The sequence below is a fragment of the Alteromonas sp. ABE4_545 genome (genome assembly GCF_056161325.1).
Window position 1 is genome coordinate 102,928 of the sequence record NZ_JBSWYY010000007.1, and the last position, 23,786, is coordinate 126,713.

Annotated in this window: 20 protein-coding genes; 5 read left to right on the forward strand and 15 right to left on the reverse strand. The window is 46.6% G+C overall.

Features of this window, described 5'->3' with window-relative positions:
• Positions 1-129 precede the first annotated feature (129 nt).
• Genes ACXAH6_RS09070 through ACXAH6_RS09080 form a run of 3 tightly spaced genes read left to right on the forward strand, consistent with a single transcriptional unit; the run spans position 130 to position 3,667 of the window.
• Entirely contained in the window at positions 130-1,839 is a 1,710-nt protein-coding gene (locus ACXAH6_RS09070; RefSeq protein WP_474876337.1) for a proline--tRNA ligase, read from the forward strand.
• A 54-nt stretch (positions 1,840-1,893) separates the two neighbouring features.
• Positions 1,894-2,739: an MBL fold metallo-hydrolase gene (locus tag ACXAH6_RS09075; protein WP_474876338.1), complete on the forward strand. Its 846-nt coding sequence runs from the start codon at positions 1,894-1,896 to the stop codon at positions 2,737-2,739.
• Positions 2,740-2,764: 25 nt separating this feature from the next.
• Positions 2,765-3,667, forward strand: a complete 903-nt coding sequence (locus ACXAH6_RS09080) for a phospholipase A (RefSeq protein WP_474876339.1) — start codon at positions 2,765-2,767, stop codon at positions 3,665-3,667.
• 20 nt (positions 3,668-3,687) lie between these two features.
• On the opposite strand, the gene ACXAH6_RS09085 is transcribed toward ACXAH6_RS09080, so the two are convergent.
• The 5 genes from ACXAH6_RS09085 to guaB all read right to left on the reverse strand — a co-directional run bounded on the left by ACXAH6_RS09085 (position 3,688) and on the right by guaB (position 10,753).
• Positions 3,688-4,590 (reverse strand): histone deacetylase family protein, encoded by a 903-nt coding sequence (locus ACXAH6_RS09085; RefSeq protein WP_474876340.1) that lies wholly within the window; start codon positions 4,588-4,590, stop codon positions 3,688-3,690.
• Positions 4,591-4,659: 69 nt separating this feature from the next.
• Positions 4,660-6,285: a methyl-accepting chemotaxis protein gene (locus ACXAH6_RS09090; RefSeq protein ID WP_474876341.1), complete on the reverse strand. Its 1,626-nt coding sequence runs from the start codon at positions 6,283-6,285 to the stop codon at positions 4,660-4,662.
• A 118-nt stretch (positions 6,286-6,403) separates the two neighbouring features.
• Positions 6,404-7,417, reverse strand: coding sequence for a zinc-binding alcohol dehydrogenase family protein (locus ACXAH6_RS09095; RefSeq protein WP_474876342.1), 1,014 nt, complete (start codon positions 7,415-7,417; stop codon positions 6,404-6,406).
• Positions 7,418-7,628: 211 nt separating this feature from the next.
• Complete coding sequence (gene guaA / locus ACXAH6_RS09100) at positions 7,629-9,206, reverse strand: glutamine-hydrolyzing GMP synthase (RefSeq protein WP_474876343.1); 1,578 nt, start codon at positions 9,204-9,206, stop codon at positions 7,629-7,631.
• A 77-nt stretch (positions 9,207-9,283) separates the two neighbouring features.
• Positions 9,284-10,753 (reverse strand): IMP dehydrogenase, encoded by a 1,470-nt coding sequence (gene guaB / locus ACXAH6_RS09105; protein ID WP_474876344.1) that lies wholly within the window; start codon positions 10,751-10,753, stop codon positions 9,284-9,286.
• Positions 10,754-10,856: 103 nt separating this feature from the next.
• Between guaB and xseA the strand changes: the two genes are divergently transcribed.
• Both xseA and ACXAH6_RS09115 read left to right on the forward strand, forming a co-directional pair.
• Positions 10,857-12,230, forward strand: coding sequence for an exodeoxyribonuclease VII large subunit (gene xseA, locus ACXAH6_RS09110; RefSeq protein ID WP_474876345.1), 1,374 nt, complete (start codon positions 10,857-10,859; stop codon positions 12,228-12,230).
• 16 nt (positions 12,231-12,246) lie between these two features.
• Entirely contained in the window at positions 12,247-13,398 is a 1,152-nt protein-coding gene (locus ACXAH6_RS09115) for a hypothetical protein (RefSeq protein ID WP_474876346.1), read from the forward strand.
• A gap of 76 nt (positions 13,399-13,474) precedes the next feature.
• On the opposite strand, the gene der is transcribed toward ACXAH6_RS09115, so the two are convergent.
• The 10 genes from der to ACXAH6_RS09165 all read right to left on the reverse strand — a co-directional run bounded on the left by der (position 13,475) and on the right by ACXAH6_RS09165 (position 23,777).
• Positions 13,475-14,920: a ribosome biogenesis GTPase Der gene (gene der, locus ACXAH6_RS09120; protein WP_474876347.1), complete on the reverse strand. Its 1,446-nt coding sequence runs from the start codon at positions 14,918-14,920 to the stop codon at positions 13,475-13,477.
• 100 nt (positions 14,921-15,020) lie between these two features.
• The gene (gene bamB / locus ACXAH6_RS09125) at positions 15,021-16,292 is read right to left on the reverse strand and encodes an outer membrane protein assembly factor BamB (RefSeq protein WP_474876348.1); all 1,272 of its coding nucleotides are present in this window, start codon (positions 16,290-16,292) and stop codon (positions 15,021-15,023) included.
• Entirely contained in the window at positions 16,293-16,916 is a 624-nt protein-coding gene (locus tag ACXAH6_RS09130; protein ID WP_474876349.1) for a YfgM family protein, read from the reverse strand.
• Positions 16,917-16,977: 61 nt separating this feature from the next.
• Complete coding sequence (hisS, locus tag ACXAH6_RS09135; RefSeq protein WP_474876350.1) at positions 16,978-18,252, reverse strand: histidine--tRNA ligase; 1,275 nt, start codon at positions 18,250-18,252, stop codon at positions 16,978-16,980.
• Between the two features lie 102 nt (positions 18,253-18,354).
• Positions 18,355-19,473, reverse strand: a complete 1,119-nt coding sequence (gene ispG / locus ACXAH6_RS09140; protein ID WP_474876427.1) for a flavodoxin-dependent (E)-4-hydroxy-3-methylbut-2-enyl-diphosphate synthase — start codon at positions 19,471-19,473, stop codon at positions 18,355-18,357.
• Positions 19,473-20,471, reverse strand: coding sequence for a RodZ domain-containing protein (locus tag ACXAH6_RS09145; RefSeq protein WP_474876351.1), 999 nt, complete (start codon positions 20,469-20,471; stop codon positions 19,473-19,475). Before ACXAH6_RS09145 ends, ispG begins: the two co-directional genes overlap by 1 nt.
• Positions 20,472-20,483: 12 nt before the next feature.
• On the reverse strand, positions 20,484-21,560 hold the full coding sequence (pilW, locus tag ACXAH6_RS09150; protein WP_474876352.1) for a type IV pilus biogenesis/stability protein PilW: 1,077 nt from the start codon (positions 21,558-21,560) through the stop codon (positions 20,484-20,486).
• Positions 21,561-21,589: 29 nt separating this feature from the next.
• The gene (gene rlmN / locus ACXAH6_RS09155; protein ID WP_474876353.1) at positions 21,590-22,708 is read right to left on the reverse strand and encodes a dual-specificity RNA methyltransferase RlmN; all 1,119 of its coding nucleotides are present in this window, start codon (positions 22,706-22,708) and stop codon (positions 21,590-21,592) included.
• Positions 22,709-22,793: 85 nt separating this feature from the next.
• Positions 22,794-23,225 (reverse strand): nucleoside-diphosphate kinase, encoded by a 432-nt coding sequence (gene ndk / locus ACXAH6_RS09160; protein ID WP_115591749.1) that lies wholly within the window; start codon positions 23,223-23,225, stop codon positions 22,794-22,796.
• Between the two features lie 141 nt (positions 23,226-23,366).
• Positions 23,367-23,777, reverse strand: coding sequence for a SufE family protein (locus ACXAH6_RS09165; RefSeq protein ID WP_474876354.1), 411 nt, complete (start codon positions 23,775-23,777; stop codon positions 23,367-23,369).
• Positions 23,778-23,786 lie beyond the last annotated feature (9 nt).

Here is a 23,786-nt window from a genome sequence, read left to right on the forward strand (position 1 = left end):
AAATGGTAAACCAGCAAATAAACGGGCGCAAATAACACGATAGTGAAATGCGTATAAGCGCTTTTGCCACCGCGTGAACACTGCTAGAATACGCGGGTTTTATTATCAGGCAAAGGATACCCATTCCCAATGCGCACTAGCCAATATTTGTTGTCTACGCAGAAAGAGACGCCCGCTGATGCGGAAGTAATTAGCCATCAGTTGATGTTACGTGCGGGCATGATCCGCAAACTCGCATCAGGTTTGTACACCTGGTTACCGAGCGGACTTCGCGTGCTCAATAAGGTTGCCAACATTGTTCGTGAAGAAATGAACAAAGCCGGCGCCATTGAAGTCTTGATGCCAGTTGTACAACCCGCTGACCTATGGGAAGAATCTGGCCGTTGGGAAGAATATGGCCCAGAATTATTGCGCATCAAAGATCGCCATCAACGGGATTTCGTGCTGGGTCCAACACACGAAGAAGTCATCACTGCACTTGTGCGTAATGAAGTCAGCAGTTACAAGCAGTTGCCATTGAATTTGTACCAAATTCAAACCAAGTTCCGTGACGAAGTTCGCCCTCGCTTCGGTATTATGCGCGGCCGCGAATTTACCATGAAAGATGCGTACAGCTTCCACCTGACCGACGATTGCTTGTCAAACACATACCAAAAGATGTACCAAGCCTACTGCAATATATTCGAGCGTATGGGTTTGGATTTCCGTGCGGTTATCGCAGACTCAGGCGCCATTGGCGGTAGTACATCTCACGAATTCCACGTATTGGCTGACTCAGGTGAAGATGCCATTGCCTTTTCAAATACCTCTGAGTATGCAGCCAACGTTGAAATGGCACCGACCCAAGCTCCTGTTGAAAAGCAAACCGCAAGCGGTGCTGAGATTACCAAAGTAACAGGTGAAAGCTTGAATGACGTGCTGGCTGCGTTGGCATTGCCAACTGCTCAGGCTATCAAAGCAGTCTTGGTGAAAGCCGAAACATCTGAAGAAGAAAATAACGATGACAAGTGGGCCTTGCTAGTATTACGTGCAGACCACGAACTCAATGACATCAAAGCCGAGAAAATCGCCGGTATTGAAAGCCCTCTTGTGATTGCCTCTGCAGAAAAAGCGCAGTCTGTGTTGGGCTCATCTGTAGATGTGGTAGATGCGACCAACGTATCTGTGCCTGTTTACGTCGATTTTGCTGCCGCATCCCTTGCTGATTTTGTTTGTGGTGCGGGCGTTGCAAACACCTTCTGGCAAAACGCGAATTGGATGGAAGAGTTCGAAGAAGTCGATATCCGTAATATCGAAGCTGGCGATATCTCTCCTGATGGCCAAGGTGAAATTGAAATTAAACGCGGTATCGAAGTGGGCCACATTTTCCAACTGGGTGACAAGTACTCGTCGGCAATGAATTGTGGTGTACTAAGCGAAACCGGTAAACACCAAACATTGACCATGGGTTGTTATGGTATTGGTGTATCGCGCATCGTAGCGGCGGCTATTGAACAAAATCACGATAAGTACGGGATTAAGTGGCCGGAACCCATTGCACCATTTACACTTGCATTAATACCCATGAACATGCACAAATCTGCGCGCATCAAAGAAGTGGCCGAAGCCCTTTATGAAAGCTTGGTTGCCGCGGGCGTAGAGGTGTTGTTTGACGATCGTAAAGAGCGTCCAGGTGTTATGTTTAATGACATGGAATTAATTGGTATACCTCACAGCATTGTTATTGGTGAGAGAAATCTGGACAATCGCCAAGTCGAGTACAAAAACCGTCGCAATGGTGAAAAGCAATTGCTTAACATTGACGATGTAGAAGCATTTGTACAATCTTTGGCACTATAAACGTTCTTACCTGAGGGGGTTTTAAGATCGTTTAAAACCACCTTGGGAGAAATCATGCAAGTTACTTTTTATGGGGTAAGAGGTTCTATCCCCACACCAGGACCGGATTATGTCCGCTATGGTGGTAACACGGCATGTGTACACGTTGAATTGAGTGACGGTACCGACATCATACTTGACGCAGGTACCGGCATTCGCCAGTTAGGCGATACGCTCGCCAACAAAACCACACCTATTTACTTACTGCTCACCCACAACCATTGGGACCATATCCAAGGCTTTCCTTTTTTTACTCCTATCTACCAAAAAGATAGAGAGATCAATATTGTGCCAGGACAAACTAATTTGCCCGAGCACGATGCTATTATCAAACAAATGCAAGGGTCTTTCTTTCCGGTTCCGTCTTCAGCGCTGACCTCGTCGATTAACATTGACGTGAAACCAGAAGCCATGACGTCATGGCAAATTGGCAGTGCAACCATCACGCGTTTGCCCATGAACCACCCCGGAAAAGGCAGTGCTTACACCATTGAAGAAAACGGCTGCAAATTAGCCTATATCACCGACAATGAACTGTACCCGCCATATAAGAAAGAAACCGATTTCCTCAGCTTTGTTGATTTTGCCGCGAATGCCGACTTACTGATTCACGACGCCCAATACATGCTGTCTGACATGCCCAGTAAATCAGGCTGGGGGCATTCTATTGCAGAAGAAGCCGTGAAGCTCGCCATGGCGTCAAAAGCGAAGCAACTCGCTTTATACAGCCATGATCCTTCGCGTACCGACGATGATATAGACAAGATTGTTGACCATTGTCAGGAATATATTAGGATTGTCGAATCGCCTGTAGAGTTGATGGCCTCACACGAGGGGCTGCGCATCCAACTCTGCCCCTAACCAATCGCTTTTAAAGGGTTAACTTGTGTTTCGAATTGGGTTGCTTGCTTGTCTTTTCACGTTCTCCTATGGGTCTTTTGCTCAGCATATGGAAGAAATGCCACCGCCCCCGCAAAAAATAAAAAGTCGCTTAGAAAAAAGGATAGAATCAGACCGCAACCTCCTGACCAATATTTTCGCTATTACTCAACATCGCCCTAATTACATTCTTCCCGTGTCTTATGTTTCTAACCCTAACAGCGCGGGAAATGAAGGGCTAACGGCTGACAATGTTGATAACTTAGAAGCCAAGTACCAAATCAGTGTTAAGTTACCTCTGTATGTGAAAGACAATTCACTGGAAGGCTTGTATTTAGGCTTTACGTTGAATTCATTTTGGCAACTGTACAACAGCGAGGTTTCTAAACCTTTCCGCGAAACAAACTACGAGCCAGAAATTTACTATCAGTGGATGACCGATTACTCAGCGTTAGGCCTCAAATTTAACGGCGTACAACTAGGCTTCAACCATATGTCTAACGGCCAGAGCGGCACCCGCTCTAGAAGCTGGAATCGCATTTATGCGTCTGCGGTATTCAGTGATGAAAATGATATTTACTATGTCAAAACCTGGTATCGCCTTCCCGAAGACCCCAAGACTGATCCCAATGACGTGAACGGCGACGACAACCCCCATATTCAAGACTACTATGGTCGAATTGAATTGGGTTACGGCACCGGATACAAAGATTGGAAGTTACTGGCATTGCTGCGCAATAACCTCAAATTATCAGACAACAGGGGCAGTATAGAGCTCAACGTAACGTACAGCTTGAGTGAACGCTATGAATTATTATTCCAGTATTTTAATGGTTATGGTGATTCACTCATTGATTATAACCGCTCGCAACAACGTTACGGCATTGGAGTTCAACTGTCATTTTTCTAAATCAAAGATAAAGCAGGCTCTCATGCAACAACGCCAGCGGCCCTAAATAGCTGCATGTGTACGTCTACCAGCGCGTCAATATTGCGCTGGTACCCTCCGCCAATCACACAGGCTACAGGCAGCCCTTTTCGACGACACCACTCCAGCACCATGCTATCGCGCTGATAAACACCTAGGGTTGAAATATTCAGCAAACCTAAATCATCATTTTTATGCACATCTACACCAGCATCATAAATAATTGCGTCGGGTGAATAGCATCGTTCTGCTACCGTTAATGCGTGTTCCAGTGTTTCTAAATACGCCGCGTCTTCCATTGCTTTAGGCAGAGCAAAATCCAAATCAGAATGCTGTTTATGATATGGGAAGTTTTTCTCGCCATGCAGTGACAGGGTGACGATATTCGCGTCATTTTCGGCTAACTTCGCTGTACCATCGCCCTGATGAACATCCAGATCGATGATCATCACTTGTTCAATGTGCGGTGTCGACAACATTTGCTGAGCGGCGAGATATAAATCATTGAACAAACAAAAGCCTGAACCAAAATCGTGAAATGCATGATGATAGCCCCCAGTTAAATTAAGTGCCAAACCCGTTTCTAACGCTTTTTCAGCCGTCAGTAATGTACCGCCGATGGCTGTTTTAGTGCGTAAAATCAATTGTTCAGACCAGGGGAAGCCAATTCTTCGCATTGCTTTTTTGTCGAGTGCACCCGATGTTAACGCCTGCACATAATCGGCTTGATAATATCGGCTTAACGTTGCCGAAGGTACTGGCGTTGGTGTTAAAAACCTATCCTGCTCCACTCCTTGCCGACACAATGCGTCATAGATTCCCACGTATTTTTCTATCGGGAAGCGATGACGTACAGGAAGAGACAACTGGCTATAAATAGGGTGGAATACAAGTGCTGGTGTCACAAAAAAACCTCCATTTTCAGGAGGCTTATCATAACCACTCATACTTGAATAAGAAAGGCGGTATCGGGTTTAACGAGTATGGGTGAGCGCGTCTACAACTTGCCCCAAGTTAGTTGCCATGCGCTGCATTGAATTAGAAATATCATCGCGTTCCGACAACGCTTGATAGCGATTCGACGATGCAATCACATCTTGAATTATCTTTTCCACACTCGACAACACCGCTTCTTGTTCATCTGCCGCATCATTCAGTACCCCAACAACGCCCGCAGTTTCTTGAATAAGTGTCACAACTTCATTGAGACGAGACAAAGCATGCCCCGCTTCTATTGCATTGGTATCGGCTAAACTCTTACCACTTTGCATCGCGGTTACTGCGCTATTCGCTTCTTGTTCAAATGCGCCCAGAATATCGTTTATCTCTCGTGTAGACTGCTGTGTTTTTGCCGCCAGTGCTCTAACTTCATCAGCGACTACAGCAAAACCTCGCCCGTGTTCTCCAGCACGAGCGGCTTCAATCGCGGCGTTTAACGCCAACAAATTAGTTTGATCAGCAATTTCATTGATGACGTTCACCACTTTAAGAATATTGGCACTACGCGACTGCAACGCATCAACAATATCACTAGAAGAAGACACAGTGCGCGCAAGCTCGCTGAATCCTTGGTTGGCTTTTTCAAACGTGACATGGCACGACGCAATGTTTTCTTCTGACTGAGAAGTAGCCACGGCCACTTGATCGGTGATCGCCACTAGATTCTGCACAATCCCCTTTAACTGATCAGTGCTCTTATCTAGTGAATGAGAAGTGCGTTGCTGGTCGGTCGCACCCGACTGAATTTCATTACTCACCTCAGACAGTGTTGATGTAGCCGTATTCATTTCTACTTCCGCTTGTCGCAGGATAGTCACGGTACTTTTGAGTTTGGTTTGAAGCTCTCGCGCAGCCTCGGCTAACGTGCCAAGCTCATGAAGACTACGGTAGGTTAAGGCATAATCATAATCATTGTGAGACAAGCCTTTAATACAAGCAGCAATGCGTTTAATTGGGCTAATCACCTGACTTTGTAGTCGAGCAACCACGTACACCACACAAATAATACTGAGCACAATAGTCGCCACTAAAATTACCCACATTTCACTTTGTGTCGTTGCGGTCAAATCTTCTTGGGCATTACGTGTATTTTGAGCCAATTTATCCGCAATTTGTGCAAGTAACTTGGCTGGCTCACGATCAATACCACGAACAAAATCATCCGCTACTTTGTGATCAAAATTCGAATTGACGAACGCCTCATACCCTTCTCTGTACTTAGTCGCCATGTGGGCATGAGCTTTTGTGAAATCGGTAATATCTTGTTTGATATCTGGGGAAAAGTCATAGCGCGAGTTCAATATTTTGAACGCATCGGTAATGGCTAATTCACGCGCTTGGAACCGCTTCCAATACTTGTCGCGATCGGCGGTATTATGCCCACGTAACAGGACGTTTTTCCATTCTTGCACTTGGGTTTTAAAGTCAGAGAGAACTGCATTGACCTGACGTTCTGGTTGGCGGTACTGTGTTTCGAGTGCTTCAAATTCATCTAACACTGAAAACGACGTGTAAATTGAACTGGCATTCAACAATACCAAAACCAACAAACTCATGAGTACTGGCATCATCACCAGCTTGCTAATACTAGAATATTGCAATGCGATAGCCTCATTAACATCTAGGCGAGATTACCGCACATTACATACTCACTTTGTGACACCTTTGTGACAGCTCACGTAAAAGTCAAAAGGTGCACAAAATAGATACGATTTGAACCTAAAACCCTGCCAGCACCAATTTTCCCGTGGCCGACTGAGACTCTAAAATCTCATGGGCTTTCATCAGATTTTCGGCATTTATCGTCCCCAAATGCTGGCCTAATGTGGTTTTCAATAGCCCTTTATCAATAAGTGACGCAACCTGTGACAATAACTTGTGTTGCTCAATCATGTCTTCGGTTTCAAACACGGGGCGCGTGAACATAAGTTCCCAATGCAATGACAAACTCTTGCGCTTCATTTTTTTCACGTCGAGTTCGTCGGGGTCATCAATTAACGCCAACTTTCCCTGTGGTTTGAGCATCTCAATCAGCGCATCAAAGTGATCATCCGTGTTGGTTAGACTGATTACGCAGTCGACATGAGGGATACCCAAGGCACTCAGTTGGGCTGGCATATCGCCGTGGTGATCGATCACATGATGCGCTCCCATCGACTTCGCCCAAGCTTGTGTAGATTCTCGTGACGCTGTTGCGATAATCGTTACGTTGGTCAACAACGCAGCTAATTGTAATAAAATGGAGCCAACACCACCGGCACCACCCACCACGAGTAAATGATAAGGCGTAGATTGCTTAGATAACGGCAAAGCAACACGCTCGAACAACAACTCCCATGCCGTGATAGCCGTCAAAGGAATAGCAGCGGCTTCAGCATCATTTAAACTACTAGGGGCATGTGCAACAATGCGTTCATCAACCAATTGATATTCGGCATTACTGCCCGAACGGGTAATATCCCCTGCGTAATAAACGCGGTCGCCAGGCGCAAACAAAGAAACATCACTGCCCACCGCCTTAACAACACCTACTGCATCCCAGCCGAGTATTTTGTAACTTCCGTCTTCGGCAGACATACCACGTCTAACTTTAGTATCCACTGGGTTGGCCGAAATTGCCTTTACTTCCACCAATAAATCCCGTCCTGTCGGCGTGGGTGTTGGTAGTTCGATATCAATAAGTGACGATGCGTTAAGTTCTGGTGTTGCGGTTTGATAGCCGATTGCTTTCACGTTTATGTCTCACATATTCAGATGCAGAACAATCGATTTTGGGGCGAAGCTGTGTAACTTCAAGGCGTAAACGATAAGGCTTTTGTCATTAGCGTTGAAATACGCATTTCATTACCCAATGGCGAAATAAAATGTGTAGTGACTAAAAACAATAAAGCCTTGCAATGCAAGGCTTTATAAAGGAGTAAAATTCAATGCTAGCGCAGTGGTATTATTCCCACTCAATCGTCGCTGGTGGCTTACCAGAAATGTCGTAAACCACGCGAGAGATACCATCGATTTCGTTGATAATGCGGTTAGATACTTTACCTAGGAAGTCATACGGCAAGTGTGCCCAGTGCGCGGTCATAAAGTCGATAGTTTCAACTGCACGCAATGACACTACCCAATCGTATTTACGTGCATCACCCATCACGCCGACAGAGCGAACTGGCAAGAACACGGTAAACGCTTGGCTCACTTTGTGATACAAGTCTGCTGCATGTAACTCTTCAATAAAGATGGCATCGGCACGGCGTAAAAGATCACAATATTCTTTTTTGATCTCACCCAATACACGCACACCTAAGCCCGGTCCAGGGAATGGGTGACGGTATAGCATGTCGTAAGGCAAACCGAGTTCTAAGCCAATCTTGCGCACTTCGTCTTTAAACAACTCACGCAATGGCTCTACCAAGCCCATTTTCATGTCTTCAGGTAAGCCGCCTACGTTATGGTGAGACTTAATCACGTGCGCTTTGCCCGTTGCAGAACCCGCAGACTCGATAACATCTGGGTAGATTGTGCCTTGAGCCAGCCATTTAGCATTTGATAGTTTGGTCGCTTCTTCGTCGAACACGGCAACGAATTCATTCCCAATAATCTTACGCTTCTTCTCTGGATCGGCTTCGCCTTCTAAACGCGCTAAGAAACGCTCTTCGGCATCCACTTTGATAATATTCAAACCAAAGTGATCACCGAACATATCCATTACTTGCTGGCCTTCGTTCAAACGCAACAAGCCGTTATCAACGAATACACACGTGAGTTTTTCGCCGATGGCACGGTGAATCAACATGGCCACCACTGATGAATCTACACCACCAGACAAGCCTAAGATCACTTCGTCGTCGCCCACTTTCTCTTTTATGCGAGCAATGGCATCTTCAATGATCGCGTCAGGTGTCCAGAGTTTTTCACAACCACAGATATCCATCACGAATTGCGTCAACAAACGTTGACCTTGACGAGTATGGGTCACTTCAGGGTGGAACTGTACGCCGTAGAATTGCTTCTCTTCGTTGTACATTGCTGCGTGTGGGCAAGAAGGCGTAAGTGCAGTTGTCACAAAGCCAGCAGGAATTTCAGCCACTTTATCACCATGGCTCATCCATACGTCTAGTAACGCGTTGCCGTCGGCTGACAAGTGGTCTTCAATTTTAGCCAGTAACGGGCTAGGTTTAACCACTTCAACTTGGGCATAGCCAAACTCGCGCTTATCAGAACCTTGAACACTGCCACCTAGCTGCTGAGCCATGGTTTGCATGCCATAGCAAATGCCCAACACGGGTACGCCAGCATTGAACACATATTCAGGAGCGCGTGGTGAGTTTTCTTCTGTCACAGACTCTGGGCCGCCCGACAAAATAATGCCTTGTGGGTTGAACTCGCGAATTTGTTCTTCGGTGACATCCCACGCCCAAAGCTCACAATAAACACCAATCTCACGCACACGACGTGCGATTAACTGCGTGTACTGAGAACCAAAATCGAGGATCAAAATACGTTGGTCATGAATATTTTTGGTCATCTTTCTCGCCTGTAATAAAAGAAAGAAGGCTGATTGTTAAATCAGCCTGCTGTATCAAATTTAGTCGATGTGGGCAATTAGCCCAAGCGGTAGTTTGGCGCTTCTTTGGTAATGCTTACGTCGTGAACGTGTGATTCACCCATACCTGCCGATGTTACACGTACAAATTGCGGCTTGGTATTGAGTTCGTGAATGGTTGCACAACCCGTTAAGCCCATTGCCGAACGCAAGCCACCCATTTGTTGGTGAATGATGTTGGCAATTGGCCCTTTATAAGCAACGCGACCTTCAATACCTTCTGGTACGAGTTTCTCTGCGTTCTTTGAATCTTGGAAGTAACGATCAGAAGAGCCATTGCTCTGGTTCATCGCTCCTAAAGACCCCATACCACGATATGATTTGTAGTAACGGCCTTGATAAAGCTCAACGTCACCCGGTGCTTCTTCGGTACCGGCTAACATGCTACCAACCATTACACAGCTTGCGCCTGCAACCAACGCCTTAGCGATATCACCAGAGAAGCGAATACCGCCGTCGGCAATCACTGGAATGTCGGTATCTTTTAATGCTTCTACAGCATCAGAGATAGCCGTAATTTGCGGTACACCACAACCAGTAACAATACGCGTAGTACAAATAGAACCTGGGCCGATACCCACTTTAACCGCGTCAACACCAGCATCAGCTAGGGCTTTTGCACCTTCGCCTGTTGCTACGTTGCCAGCAATAATTTGTAATTCAGGGTAAGCTTCGCGAACGGTACGAACGCGGTCGATTACGCCTTGAGAATGACCGTGAGATGTATCGATAAGCAACACGTCAACACCAGCTTCAACAAGCAATTTAATACGCTCATCAGTGCCCGCGCCAACACTCACTGCAGCGCCAACGCGAAGACGACCCAACGAGTCTTTACACGCATTTGGCTTACTTTCAGCTTTTTGGAAGTCTTTAACTGTGATCAAACCACTAAGTTTGAACGCATCGTCAACCACGAGAATTTTCTCAATGCGGTTTTCGTGCATTAACTCAAGTACGTTTTCTGAACTTGCGCCTTCTTTAACAGTAATGAGTCGCTCTTTTGGCGTCATCACTTTATCAACCGTAAGGTCTAAGCGGTTTTCGAAACGCAAATCACGTCCGGTGACAATACCGACAAGGTTATTGTCTTTGTCGGTCACAGGGAAACCTGAGTAACCGAGCTTTTTGCTCATTGCAATTACTTCGCCGATGGTTGATGATGCGGTCACAGTAACTGGGTCTGAAACAACACCACTTTCGTATTTTTTCACTTCGCGTACATGGTTCGCTTGTTCTTCAGCGGTCATGTTCTTGTGAATAAAGCCAATACCACCTTCCTGCGCAAGTGCAATTGCCAGACGGGCTTCAGATACCGTATCCATAGCGGCTGAAATCATTGGGATATTCAAGGTAACACCGCGCGTCAGGCGCGTCTGCAAGTTTGCAGTATGGGGAAGCACAGTGGAGTGCCCTGGTACCAACAACACATCGTCGAAGGTTAAGGCTTCTTTGGAGATTCTGAGCATGCAATTACACCTAATCAAGTAATGGGTTAATTGCGGCGCAATTGTAGTGTTTTTTGATATTCAGGTAAACTCTAATCTGACTAAAGGAGAGGTTTTTTATCCTATGATGACACCTGTTGTCTCACAAGCCCCCGAAGATGGGCGAAAAATATTGACAGTGAGTAAACTGAATCAACTCGCGCGTAACATTTTAACTACAGAAATTGGGTTAATTTGGATAACTGCTGAAATTTCCAATTTTGTCGCGGCATCATCCGGACACTGGTACTTCACGTTAAAAGACAGCCGCGCACAAGTGCGGGCAGCAATGTTTCGCAATGCCAACCGCGTGGTAAGGCAACGCCCAAAAGAAGGTGACAAAGTGCTCGTACGTGCCAGTGTGAGTTTGTATGAGCCCAGAGGCGATTACCAACTGATTATTGAGCACATGCAAGCAGACGGTGAAGGCCTACTAAAGCTTGAATATGAGCAACGCAAACAAAAACTACAAGCAGAAGGCTTGTTTGATGCTGGTTTAAAACAGCCTTTGCCCGAGCATATTCGACGTATTGGTATTATTACTTCGCCTCATGGTGCCGCTTTGCATGATGTACTTACGGTACTTAAGCGACGAAACCCGTCTGCCGAAGTCGTCATCTACCCCACCCTAGTACAAGGTGAACAAGCCGCCGGGCAAATTATTCACGCTATCGACACTGCCAATGCGCGCCAAGAAGTGGATGTGCTATTAATGACCCGAGGCGGCGGTGCTATTGAAGACTTATGGTGCTTTAACGACGAAGCGCTTGCTCGTACCATCGCGGCATCACAGTTACCAATTGTGAGTGCCGTAGGACATGAAATCGATTTTACTATTGGTGACTTTGTTGCCGATTTGCGTGCGCCGACGCCCTCAGCAGGAGCAGAACTACTGAGCCGAGATACCCGAGAGCTTCAAGATAAGGTTTCTCAGCTTTTTCAACGCTTACATCAAAGTTGGCAGCGCCACACCACTCATGCGCAACACGCGCTCACAGTGGCACAACACAAGCTCAACCGACATCACCCACTCACAACCTTGCACAACCAAGTACAAACCATAGACAGGTTGTCACTGTCATTACGCCACGCGATGACGTCGAGGTTGAACGCAGCATCTCAACGCCTAACTCGCCAACAGAATGCATTACAACATCAGCATCCTGAACGAACCATCGCGGCACTGAAAACACGACTCTCCACACAAGAGGCAAGATTAATTGCATCAATAGAGCGCAGTATCGAGCGCAAGAGTCACGCCCTTGCCCGAGAAGCGCATTTGCTTCAGTCTGTCAGCCCACTCGCAACGTTAACTCGCGGCTACAGTATTACTTTTGATGAAGACAAATCAAAAGCCATTACTCGAGTGGAACAAATCGCACAAGATCAGACTCTAATCACACGTATCACTGACGGTGAAATTGTGAGTAAAGTCACCAAAGTCATCAAGCAGAAATAAACTTGCTTGTGATGACTTGTCGACAACCGCGAATTGCGACACACTGTCGCGGTTGTCTTACTTTTTAGGCATGACGAGATTGAAATACGACTGGTTATTATTAGGCGGCACTCTGGCACTGCTAAGTGGTTGTGCAAACACAGTAGCTAGCACAAATGGGCACAACGATGATGTTTCAACAACACCGTCTTTGCCCTCTCTTGCGTTGCATAAAAAGTCGCAACCGTTTAATGATATTGATGTAAATGTGTTCTCAACTTACCTAAGCGAAGCGTCACAGCAAGCCTGTCAAACCGCAAATCAGCACCATACGCCGTGTACTAACGATGTAATTGCGCCACAACAGTTTTTATCTGCATTAACAGACAGCGCCTTATTCAGAGAATTAAGTCCATCAGCGAATCAATTTGATTACGAGTTGCTAATTGGCAATCAAGCCAGCGCCGCTTACGAACAGCAACACGTTTTTACCGAAATCACCTTAGTATGGCGAGGCGTGGAACTCGACACATGGCAACAAGCCGCCTCGACTGATGCCCACCTGACCGACGCAGATAAAGCCAGTGCGATTGTGAACCAGTGGGGCGAATACGCCCATCAACAATCTTTGTTTTCTGCTGACTTTTTGTATAAACAGTTAGGCGCGAGTAACTACATAAAAGAACTGCAACTGCCGGCTTCGATTGGCGAATTCCAACAAACAGGCATTCAACTGTATCCCGACCCGTTTAAAGGGGCCATCGTGCGCTACCTGCACCCGGAATATGAAGAGGCAATTCTCGATATCAGCGTATACCCTATTTTGGATTCAGCGAACGGTAACGCCGAACAGCTATTGCTCCAAGAGTTAAAGAAAGAACAACAAGATGCAGCCCACATTGCGAAAACACGAGGAATGACACTGTTCGTTGACACCCCAGTCTCTCGCTTTCCATTACATAATGAGCAGATGGGTGCCGTGCTGGCAATGCATGCCGAAAAATCTGATAACGAATCTTTATTTGCTACTATCTATTTGTTTAAACAAGAAGATAAGTTCATTAAATTAAGCACTACGTTTCCCGAACGCGTGGGCGATGAGTTAGTAAGAAATGCCTTACCGCAAATTCAGGTGCCACGAGAGTCACCACTAATGGCGCAAATCCGCAACCTGTCCTCGCCCAAGTAACTCGTCTTGCCCAAACACAAAAAACCCCGGACTTTGCCGGGGTTGATAATATTGCGCACGTCACTCACATGAGTGATTACTTTTTCTTACTGTGAAAAGCCATCATCCGTTTGCGCTTGCGTTGCTGAGCAAGGGTTAATTGGTTCTTCTTGCCCTCAAATGGATTCGCCCCTTCGCGGAACTCAATTTTAATCGGCGTTCCCATTACCTCTAGCGCTTTGCGGAAATAGTTCATCAAGTAACGTTTATACGACGTGGGTAAGTCATCCACTTGGTTACCGTGAATAACAATAACAGGTGGGTTATATCCCCCAGCGTGGGCATATTTCATCTTCACTCGACGGCCACCTACCATTGGCGGTTGGTGGTCTTCTTGGGCCATCTCCATAATTTGCGTCAGCATAGACGTATTTACCCGTCTTGTGGCGCTGTTGTACGCTTCTTGTACCGATTCAAACAAGTGCCCTACGCCAGTGCCGTGTAGCGCCGAGATAAAATGCAAACGCGCAAAGTCGATAAAGCCTAATCGACGATCCAATTCACGTTTAATTTCATCTTTAACGTAAGTATCCAGCCCGTCCCACTTATTCACTGCAAGTACTAATGAGCGGCCAGAATTCAACACAAAGCCTAGCAAACTCAAATCCTGATCGGTGATGCCTTCTCGCGCGTCAATCACCATCAATACCACATTGGATTCTTCAATTGCTTGTAAGGTTTTTACGATAGAGAATTTCTCGACCGCTTCTGACACTTTCCGGCGTTTTCGTACACCTGCAGTGTCGATGAGAATATATTCTCTGTCGTCGCGCTCAAGAGGAATATACACACTGTCTCGGGTGGTGCCAGGTTGGTCATAAACCACCACGCGCTCTTCACCGAGAATTCGGTTGGTCAGCGTTGACTTACCCACGTTGGGTTTACCGACAATGGCAAGTTTAATGGGGAGTGATTGCAGACGCTCCAATTGCGCTTCTGCATCTTCCTCATGTTTGACTTCCTCTTCTTCCTGACGCATTTCAGGAAACTGCTCTTCGAGCGGAACTAAAGCCGTAGCCATTAGTTGGCTTATGCCTCGGCCATGAGCCGCTGCAATCTGATGCACATTACCTATGCCCAGAGAATAAAACTCGGCACTTTCACTGTTACCATCGATACCATCGACCTTATTGGCAACGAGGAAAACTTGCTTGTTGCTGCGGCGCAAATGGTCAGCCAAGCCCTGATCAGCAGGTAACAGGCCTGCTCTTGCATCAACAAGAAACAACACAACGTCCGCTTCTTCGATAGCCAGTAAAGATTGATGAGCCATTTCGGCATCAATTCCAGCTTCATCGCCGGTAATACCACCGGTATCTACCACAATAAATTGACGACCTTCAAAGGTTGCCTGACCATACTTTCGATCACGCGTGAGACCAGGATAATCTGCCACCAACGCGTCGCGGGTGTTCGTTAAACGATTAAATAGTGTGGACTTGCCCACATTAGGTCGCCCAACTAGAGCAACTACGGGTAGCATAAATCTGATTCCTTACCCTGTTAAAAATAACAAAAGGGCTGCGCAACGCGCAGCCCCAAATTCGGTTGTTCGCAACGGCAACGCCGTTACGTACTCACAATTACGGCTTAGGTAACTTAACTGCGGCTACTTCACCGTCGCGCGTGGTAGCAATAATCATGTCGTTCACTTTAAGTGGTGCAGAGAACAAAGCTTCGTCTTCGTCATCGCCACCCACTTCAATGCGTGAAACAATCTTACCGGTTTCTTGCTCAATAAAGTGCATGTAACCCCAATTATCGCCAACTACAACGTATTCATCAAATGGTTCTGCGCTCGTTAGCAAACGCCCACGCAAACTATTTTGTGACCACAACTCTACGCCGTTACGGCGATCAAGTGCGTACACATATGCATTGTTGTCTACCACAAACAACTTGTTACCTTGAACCGAGATGTTGCGATAAGCGCCATATTCGCGCTTCCATACAACTCGACCACTGCGCATTTCTACCGATGCGAGCGTTCCATTGTAAGACACAACATAAATAGTACCGCCGACAATCACCGGAGAGGTATCAACGTCAACAATACGCTCAAGCTCAGTTGCCCCAGCTGGCGCTGTAATTGCCGCTTCCCAAGCCATTAAGCCTGAGTTAATGATATTCACCTGTAGTTTGCCCGTAGGCGTACCAACCAGCGCACCACCATTACCCGCTGCTGGGGCCGAAATACCACGAAGCGTAAGTGGCGGCACGTCAGTTTCGGTTTCCCACAAGGTTTCACCTGTGGTGATATCCAAACCAAATAGCGTACCAGCCCCAGTGTTCACTACCAAAATGCCTTCATCCATTGCTGGCGGCGCTAACACTTCGCCATTCAAAGACACTTCCCAGTCTAGTTCACCAGACTCGGCATTCAAGGCCATTAATTTGCCGTCTTCCGTGCCAATAAATACGCGGTTGTAACCCACGTTTAATGCACTGACTTTAGCCGACGCGCCACTGCGCCATAAACGGGCAATTGAATCCCAAATACCATCGTCGGGAAAAATAGCAAAATTCGTTTCCCAAATGCGCTCACCGTTTTCTGGATTCAGTGCTGCAACCACACCATGACGCTCTGCCGCATAGAGTTTATCGTATGCATATACAGGGCGTAGTGTTGAGAAATAATCATCAACCCCTTCACCTAGGTCGGTTTGCCATACAATTTGAGGCTCAAATTGCATTTCGATAGGTTTTAAGCGACGAATTTCTAACTCTTCTTCATCGGCAAACCAATCTGAAATAGTACTACAGCCACCAATGCTCGCGAGCATAACAGTGGCAACGCAAGCTCGCGTAAGCGACTTGCGGTTCACTCGTGTTTTACGCATAAAGCTAGCAATCATTTATGAGCCCGCCGTAACAGACAGGTTATCAAGTTTCATTTCAAGCAGGCGGTTGCCCCCGGCCTTTTCAAGGGCGGTAGAATAAGCTAAACGGGCTTGGTCGAATTTTTGTTGTGCAACGTAAATGTCGCCTTTAATCTCTTCAACTTGAGCAACGAATGCGTCTTCAGTTACACCTGCTAAGGTAGTTAGTGCGGCGTCGTACTTTTCTTGTGCCAATTGAACACGCGCTAGTCGTGTACGTGCAACACTGGCTAAATGCTCGTCACCGGTATTGGCGATAGCAGTGTTAAGATGTTTTTCAGCTGACACTAGGTCGTCTGAAGAGACCGCTTGCTGTGCAGCAACTAATGCAGCAATATCAGCATAGCCACTGTTGCCTTTGTTATCATCAATAAAAACTTCAAGCTCAGCAAGGTTACCACTGTCATCGATCGACTCAACCGCAGCTTGATAAGCAATAGACGCTGTTTCCTTTTGCTCGATTTTCATATCGGAGTAATAACGCCAACCGACCAAACCACCAAGGCCGAGTACCGCACCGACAATAATTGACGTGCCGTGGTCTTTCCAAAACTGCTTTATCGCTTCAACTTGTTGTTCTTCTGTTGCGAACTGTTCCATGCATATACCTCTATTATGCTTAGCAGAGCTTTTGTCATGCTAAGTGTTATGCTGTGTTATCTTAAATCAGTGAGTCTAACTGGCTGATAAATTCGTCTAGCGCCATTGTTGTTTGTTCACCATCACCACGTAGTGGTTTGAGTGTCACTTGCTGCTGCGCCTGCTCGTCAGAGCCCAACAATAACGCGTATTTCGCACCGGTTTTATCAGCGCGCTTTAACTGTTTCTTCAAATTACCACCACCACAATGCAACATCACACGTACGTGAGTATTGGCATCGCGAATGGCTTCAGCCACGCTAAATGCATAGCTTTCAGCATCTTCACCCAATGCCGTCACATAAACGTCTGCGGTACCTTCAGGACCAACCGCTTTTTCTAGTGTAGTAAGAAGCAGCACGAGACGTTCAAGGCCCATCGCAAAACCAACAGCGGGGGTTGCTCGGCCGCCTAATTGTTCAACTAGACCATCGTAACGGCCGCCGGCACACACGGTACCTTGCGCCCCTAAACTTTCAGTAACCCATTCAAACACAGTGCGGTTGTAATAGTCTAAGCCACGCACGAGACGAGGGTTAATCTCATATTCGATACCCGCTTGCGTCAAACGTTCACATAAAATTGTAAAATGTTGTTTAGATTCATCATCCAGATGGTCCATCAACGAAGGCGCACCCACTAATGCGGCTTGCACATCAGGGTTTTTACTGTCTAAAACACGTAACGGGTTGGTGGTCATTCGACGCTTTGAATCTTCGTCGAGTTTATCTTCGTGTTGCTGTAAGTAAGCAACCAAAGCATCGCGATACGCTTGTCTCGCCTCATTGGAGCCTAGCGAATTAATTTGCAAGGTTACGTGGTTTTCAATACCGAACACCTTCCAAATACGCGCGCTGAGTAATATCACTTCGAGGTCAATATCAGGGCCATCCAGGCCATAGGTTTCCACGCCAAACTGGTGGAACTGGCGATAACGCCCTTTTTGTGGACGTTCGTGGCGGAACATGGGCCCCATATACCACAAGCGTTGCTGCTGATTGTAGAGTAGACCGTGCTCGTTGCCCGCTCTTACACAGCTCGCTGTGCCTTCGGGACGAAGCGTTAGGCTATCGCCGTTGCGATCTTCAAAGGTGTACATCTCTTTTTCAACAATATCGGTAACTTCACCGATTGAACGCTTAAACAGATCAGTACTTTCAACAATTGGCGTGCGGATTTCTTGATAACCGTAGCTTGCCACGACTTGTCTCAATCGCGTTTCTACTTCTTGCCAGATACCAGAAACTTCTGGCAGACAGTCATTCATCCCACGAATTGCCTGAATTGTTTTCGCCACCTGTGACTTCTCTTTCTTTGGGTTATAAATAAAAGCCCCGTATTATAGGGGCTTTAGCAGTAAACAACAATCGTTGAAAACAATTGAACAAAAACCAAACGGTCAGTTTTTCAATTGAATTTGTATCTTGTTATTTTCGTCGAGCATGGAGGCTTTAGCACGAATGCGCTTTTCGAGTTGATCAACGAGATCGTCATTCGCGAGGCGTTCTTTTTGGCGCTTGCCATCAAGGTAATAACCGCTCATATTCCGCGCCCCTGTTAGCCCTAAATCAGACACTTCTGCTTCGCCTGGGCCATTCACCACACAGCCGATAATCGACACATCCATAGGAGTGAGAATATCTTCCACGCGCTGCTCAAGGGCATTCACGGTGCCAATAACATCAAATTCTTGCCGTGAACAACTCGGGCAAGCAATAAAATTAATACCACGAGAACGAATGCGCAGAGATTTTAGAATATCAAAGCCAACTTTAATTTCTTCCACTGGGTCAGCCGCCAACGACACCCGTAAAGTGTCACCAATACCTTCGGCCAACAACATGCCCAAGCCGACTGCACTTTTAACCGCGCCAGCTCGTTGACCGCCTGCTTCAGTAATACCCAGGTGCAACGGTTGGTCAATTTGTTGAGCCAATAAACGATACGCCCCCACGGCTAAAAATACATCCGAGGCTTTCACTGACACTTTAAACTGATCAAAATTGAGTTTGTCGAGAATATCAACATGTCGCATTGCCGACTCTACCAAGGCTTCGGGTGTAGGTTCACCGTACTTTTCCTGTAGGTCTTTTTCCAGCGACCCGCCATTTACGCCAATGCGAATGGGGATGTTTTTGTCTTTGGCACAATCAACAACCGACCGTACACGCTCCATGTTGCCGATATTACCTGGGTTAATACGCAGGCAATCAACACCGTATTCAGCCACTTTCAACGCAATGCGATAATCAAAGTGAATATCTGCGATTAGAGGAACGTCGACTTGCTTTCGTATTTCTTTAAATGCCTCTGCTGCGTCCATCGTTGGCACTGACACTCGAACCAGTTCTCCGCCCACACCGACAATTCGCTTAATTTGCGCAACCGTGGCGTCTACATCGGTAGTCGGCGTGTTCGTCATCGATTGCACAGCAATTGGCGCGCCATCACCTATCGGTACGTTACCCACATTGATGCGGATAGACTTTCTACGTTTGATTGGAGATTCAGCAAACATCATGATTCCTGTAGGGGTAAATTGAATCGAGCAGTGCGCCCTTCTCTAAAGCGCGACAAATCTACGGGTTCACCGTCAAAGGTCAGTTTCACAACTTGTGGCGCACCTAGAGTCACTTCAAAAGGCGCATAACCTGTCACGGGCATCACTCGTCCCGCGGCTTTAATGCCATAGGCGATACGTTCACCACTGGCGTCGGTAATATTAACCCAGCAATCTTCGCTAAAGGTAAAAACCAATTCGACCGGCGCCCCCAAGTTTACAGGTTCGGCAACGGCTGGTTGTGGGGTTGTTTCTGCAACAAACTCGCTGCGCTCATCAGCATCGTCGGCGACTGTCGCGGCGTACTGGTCTGCCAATACATCTTCTTGCACTGGTGTAGACAAAGGTTCGTCAATCGTTCCATCTGAAGCGAGTGATGACTCACTATCTACGTTTTCATCAGCTGGTGCTTGTGTTGAATCGAACGTTTGCGCACTTGTGTCGACACTATCCTGACTGTCTTCGGCAGTCACCACTGCGGCAACGTCTTCACTTTCATTGGTAACCGAATCAAATAGGTCACTGGTTGAATCAGTTTGTTGAAACCACCACACCACGGCACTGGCGATAACCACAATGAGAATAACATACGTTACCATCATCCAACGGTCGTCGTTGGCCTGCTTTGCTACGCGGCGTGAAAAACTCTGCAATTTCGCCGGTTCAGGCTTGGCCGTGTGATACTGCTCAAAACTCTCCACCACTGCCGCGACATCTAACCCCAAGTGTTTGGCGTAAAGCTTCACGTATCCCTTTGCAAAGGTAACGGATGAGTTATCATTAATTTTGTCATGCTCGATGTCATCGATATTACTAACCCGCAAATATAGCTTATTCGCCATATCAAGCTGCGTCATGCCTTGAGCTTCTCGCGCTAAACGCAGTTGTGTACCTGGGCTCGTTTGCGTATTCGAGTCTTGTTCGTTATCAACAACTTCTGGTGTTTCTTCTGTCATATTCGCGATTCCCTACTTACTTTGCTGCTCGGGTGGAACCAACCAAATTTTTTGACCCACTTTGATTACACTTGTTGAACTAAGATTGTTCCATTCTCTCAGTGTGTCTAACTTAATATTATATTTAAGCGATAAACGATATAGGTTTTCAGTTGCGTTAACAATATGGAAGCGGCGATCGTTCTGAGCTTCCCCCAGCTCTGCATCGCTCGTTGTTTTTGTTACTTCCTGAACGTGTGCAACTGAAGGTGCAGGATCTGAATTTTGCGCTTCGCTCTGGGCAGATTCAGCGACTTTGGCCTTACGCGTCACTGATACCACAGGAAGTGGCTCTTCATGTGCCATATATTGTTTTGTAATAGGGTGATTAGGGTACATGCTAACCAACATGTCACCATAGCCTCGCGCCGTCATGATATCGCCCTGCCCTTCGGCAATTTGCACCGACTTCCACAAGATATCAGGCGTAATCTTGCCCGTTTTTTGATAGCGTTTCATGGCGTCACTGGCCTTGTCCCATTGCTTCTGGGCCAAGTGTAACTCTACTAACAACAATAAACTTTTGCTTCTGCCGGGCTGGTGATTGAGCGCGCTTTCCAAATAGGTTTCTGCTTCGTCAAACCGCGCTTCACTTTGCGCACACAAAGCCATGTTTTCGTAGGTTTCTGCGGTATTCGCATATTGAGGGTTGTTAATCGCTTTATCGAAATACACTTTAGCGTCGTCTAATCGACCAAGTTGACACAAAAACGCGCCGTAACTATTGGCTATATCGGCGTTATTGGGTGCCAGTTGCAATGCTTTCTTATACGACGACTCGGCTCTGGCGGTCTCTTCGACTAGCTGATAATAATAGCCTAGGCCGTAATGCACGTCGGGTAGTGATGGCGCATACTGAAGCGCCATATCTAAGTTTTTCTTGGCTTGGGTGAAGTTCCCATTTTTAAGATAAGTTAAGCCAAGCGAAACGCGGGTTTTGGCCGCGTCCTGAGCGTCGAAATCCCCGTTTGAAAAACGGTTGTTACTCGATTGACTCACACAGCCAAACAGTGTGAAACAAATCATAAAAATGGCGGCGGTGATACGCATAGGACTCCTACCCTTTGGTTATCATCTTGTTATTCTGCCATTTTTACCGAAATTGCTTCACCCTTCATCTGTTTTTTCAACATTCTTTTGGTTCGGTCGACAACATCCCCCACTAATTGGCCACATGCAGCGTCAATATCGTCACCACGAGTTTTGCGTACAACTACCGTAAAACCGTAGCCCATCAGTACTTTAGCGAATCGATCGATACGCGAATTACTCGAACAGGTGTACGGTGAACCGGGATAAGGGTTAAAGGGGATCAGGTTAATTTTGCTCGGTGTGTCATTCAGTACTTTCGCTAACTCATGCGCTTGATCAGTACTGTCGTTAATTTGGTTAAGCATCACGTATTCAACTGTGACCTTACCTTGGTTCGCCCGAGACTTACTTAAATAACGACGCACACCGGCAAGGAATACATCGATAGGGTACTTTTTGTTAATCGGTACAATTTCATTACGCAACGTATCGTTAGGCGCATGTAACGAAATGGCAAGTGCCACGTCAATTTGGTCTCCCAGCATATCCAATGCAGGTACCACACCCGAGGTACTCAACGTTACGCGACGTTTCGACAAACCAAAGCCGAAATCGTCCAGCATAATGTCCATCGCTGGCACCACGTTTTTCAGGTTAAGCAAAGGCTCACCCATGCCCATCATCACCACATTGGTCACTGGGCGCTTAGAAGTATCGTTAGACAAGCCGAGCGTGGTTGCTACTCGCCATACTTGCCCGATAATCTCGCTGACCGTCAAGTTACGGTTAAAACCTTGTTGTGCGGTAGAGCAGAAGGTACATTCAAGCGCACACCCTACCTGAGATGACACACACAAGGTTGCGCGATCCGCTTCAGGTATCCACACGGTCTCAACTTCTTGCCCGCCTTCCAATTTCAAGGCAAATTTAATTGTGCCGTCTGTCGCTTGCTGGTAATAAGCAATTTCAGGCGCTTTAATCTCACATTTATCGATGAGCTTCTCACGCAAGCCTTTATTCAGGTTTGTCATTTCATTGAAATCACTGACCCCTTGCTGATAAATCCACTTCATTAGCTGATCAGCACGAAATGGCTTTTCGCCAATTTCCTTGAAAAAATTACGCAAGCCTTCGCGATTAAAATTAAGCAGATTGATCTTTGCCATGAATAAAAACCTTTATGAAACGGGAAGCTATCTATGACGCAAAAAGGGAGCCAAAGCTCCCTTTCTGGTCGTTGACACGTTTATTTTAGCGTGTACGAGGGCAAATCTCTTCTTCTGAGAAGAAATAAGCGATTTCACGTGCCGCTGATTCAGGAGCATCAGAACCGTGAACTGCGTTTTCGTCGATAGAAACCGCGTAGTCTGCACGTAGAGTACCTGCAGCCGCTTCAGCTGGGTTAGTTGCACCCATGATTTCACGGTTTTTCACTACTGCGTTTTCGCCTTCAAGTACTTGAACCATTACTGGGCCAGAAGTCATGAAGTCAACCAATGCACCGAAGAAAGGACGCTCTTTGTGTTCAGCGTAGAAACCTTCAGCCTGCTCTTTGCTCATGTGCAGCATTTTAGAAGCAACAATGCGCAGACCAGCAGATTCGAAACGATTGTAAATTGCACCGATCACGTTTTTCGCAACGGCGTCAGGCTTGATAATAGAAAACGTACGCTCTAGAGCCATTTTCTGTCTCCGTCAATTAAGTAATATTTAAAATTTTGGCCGCGAATTATAGGCAAAATTCTTCCCGTTGACTAATTTTTTACGCACTTTTTTGCAGCTGAATGACAGTTTTATTATAACCGCCTAATTTAGCTGAAAAAATTATAGTTTTTGTAGGGCAGTTTGCTTAATTTTCTGAACGATTGCGCGAAGGCCATTACCTCGTGTAGGCGTAATATGACGCTCAAGGTCGAGCTCGCCAAAATATCCGTCTACGTCGAATTCGGTGATGGCCTGAGGGGTTTTGTCATGAAATGCGGCCAGTACCAAGACTAACAGGCCCTGAACGATTACCGCGTCGCTGTCTACATCAAACTGAAGTTTGCCGTCTTGTTCACGCGTTACCAGCCACACATTCGACTGACACCCTTTTACAATACGATCAGCCGTTCGTTCTGATTCAGGCAAACCCGGTAATGCTTTTCCCAAGTCGATGATATATTGGTAACGCTGTTCCCAGTCGTCAAAAAACGCCAAATCGTCAATGATTTCTTCTGTGCTTGGCAACGCCATGATGTGTCC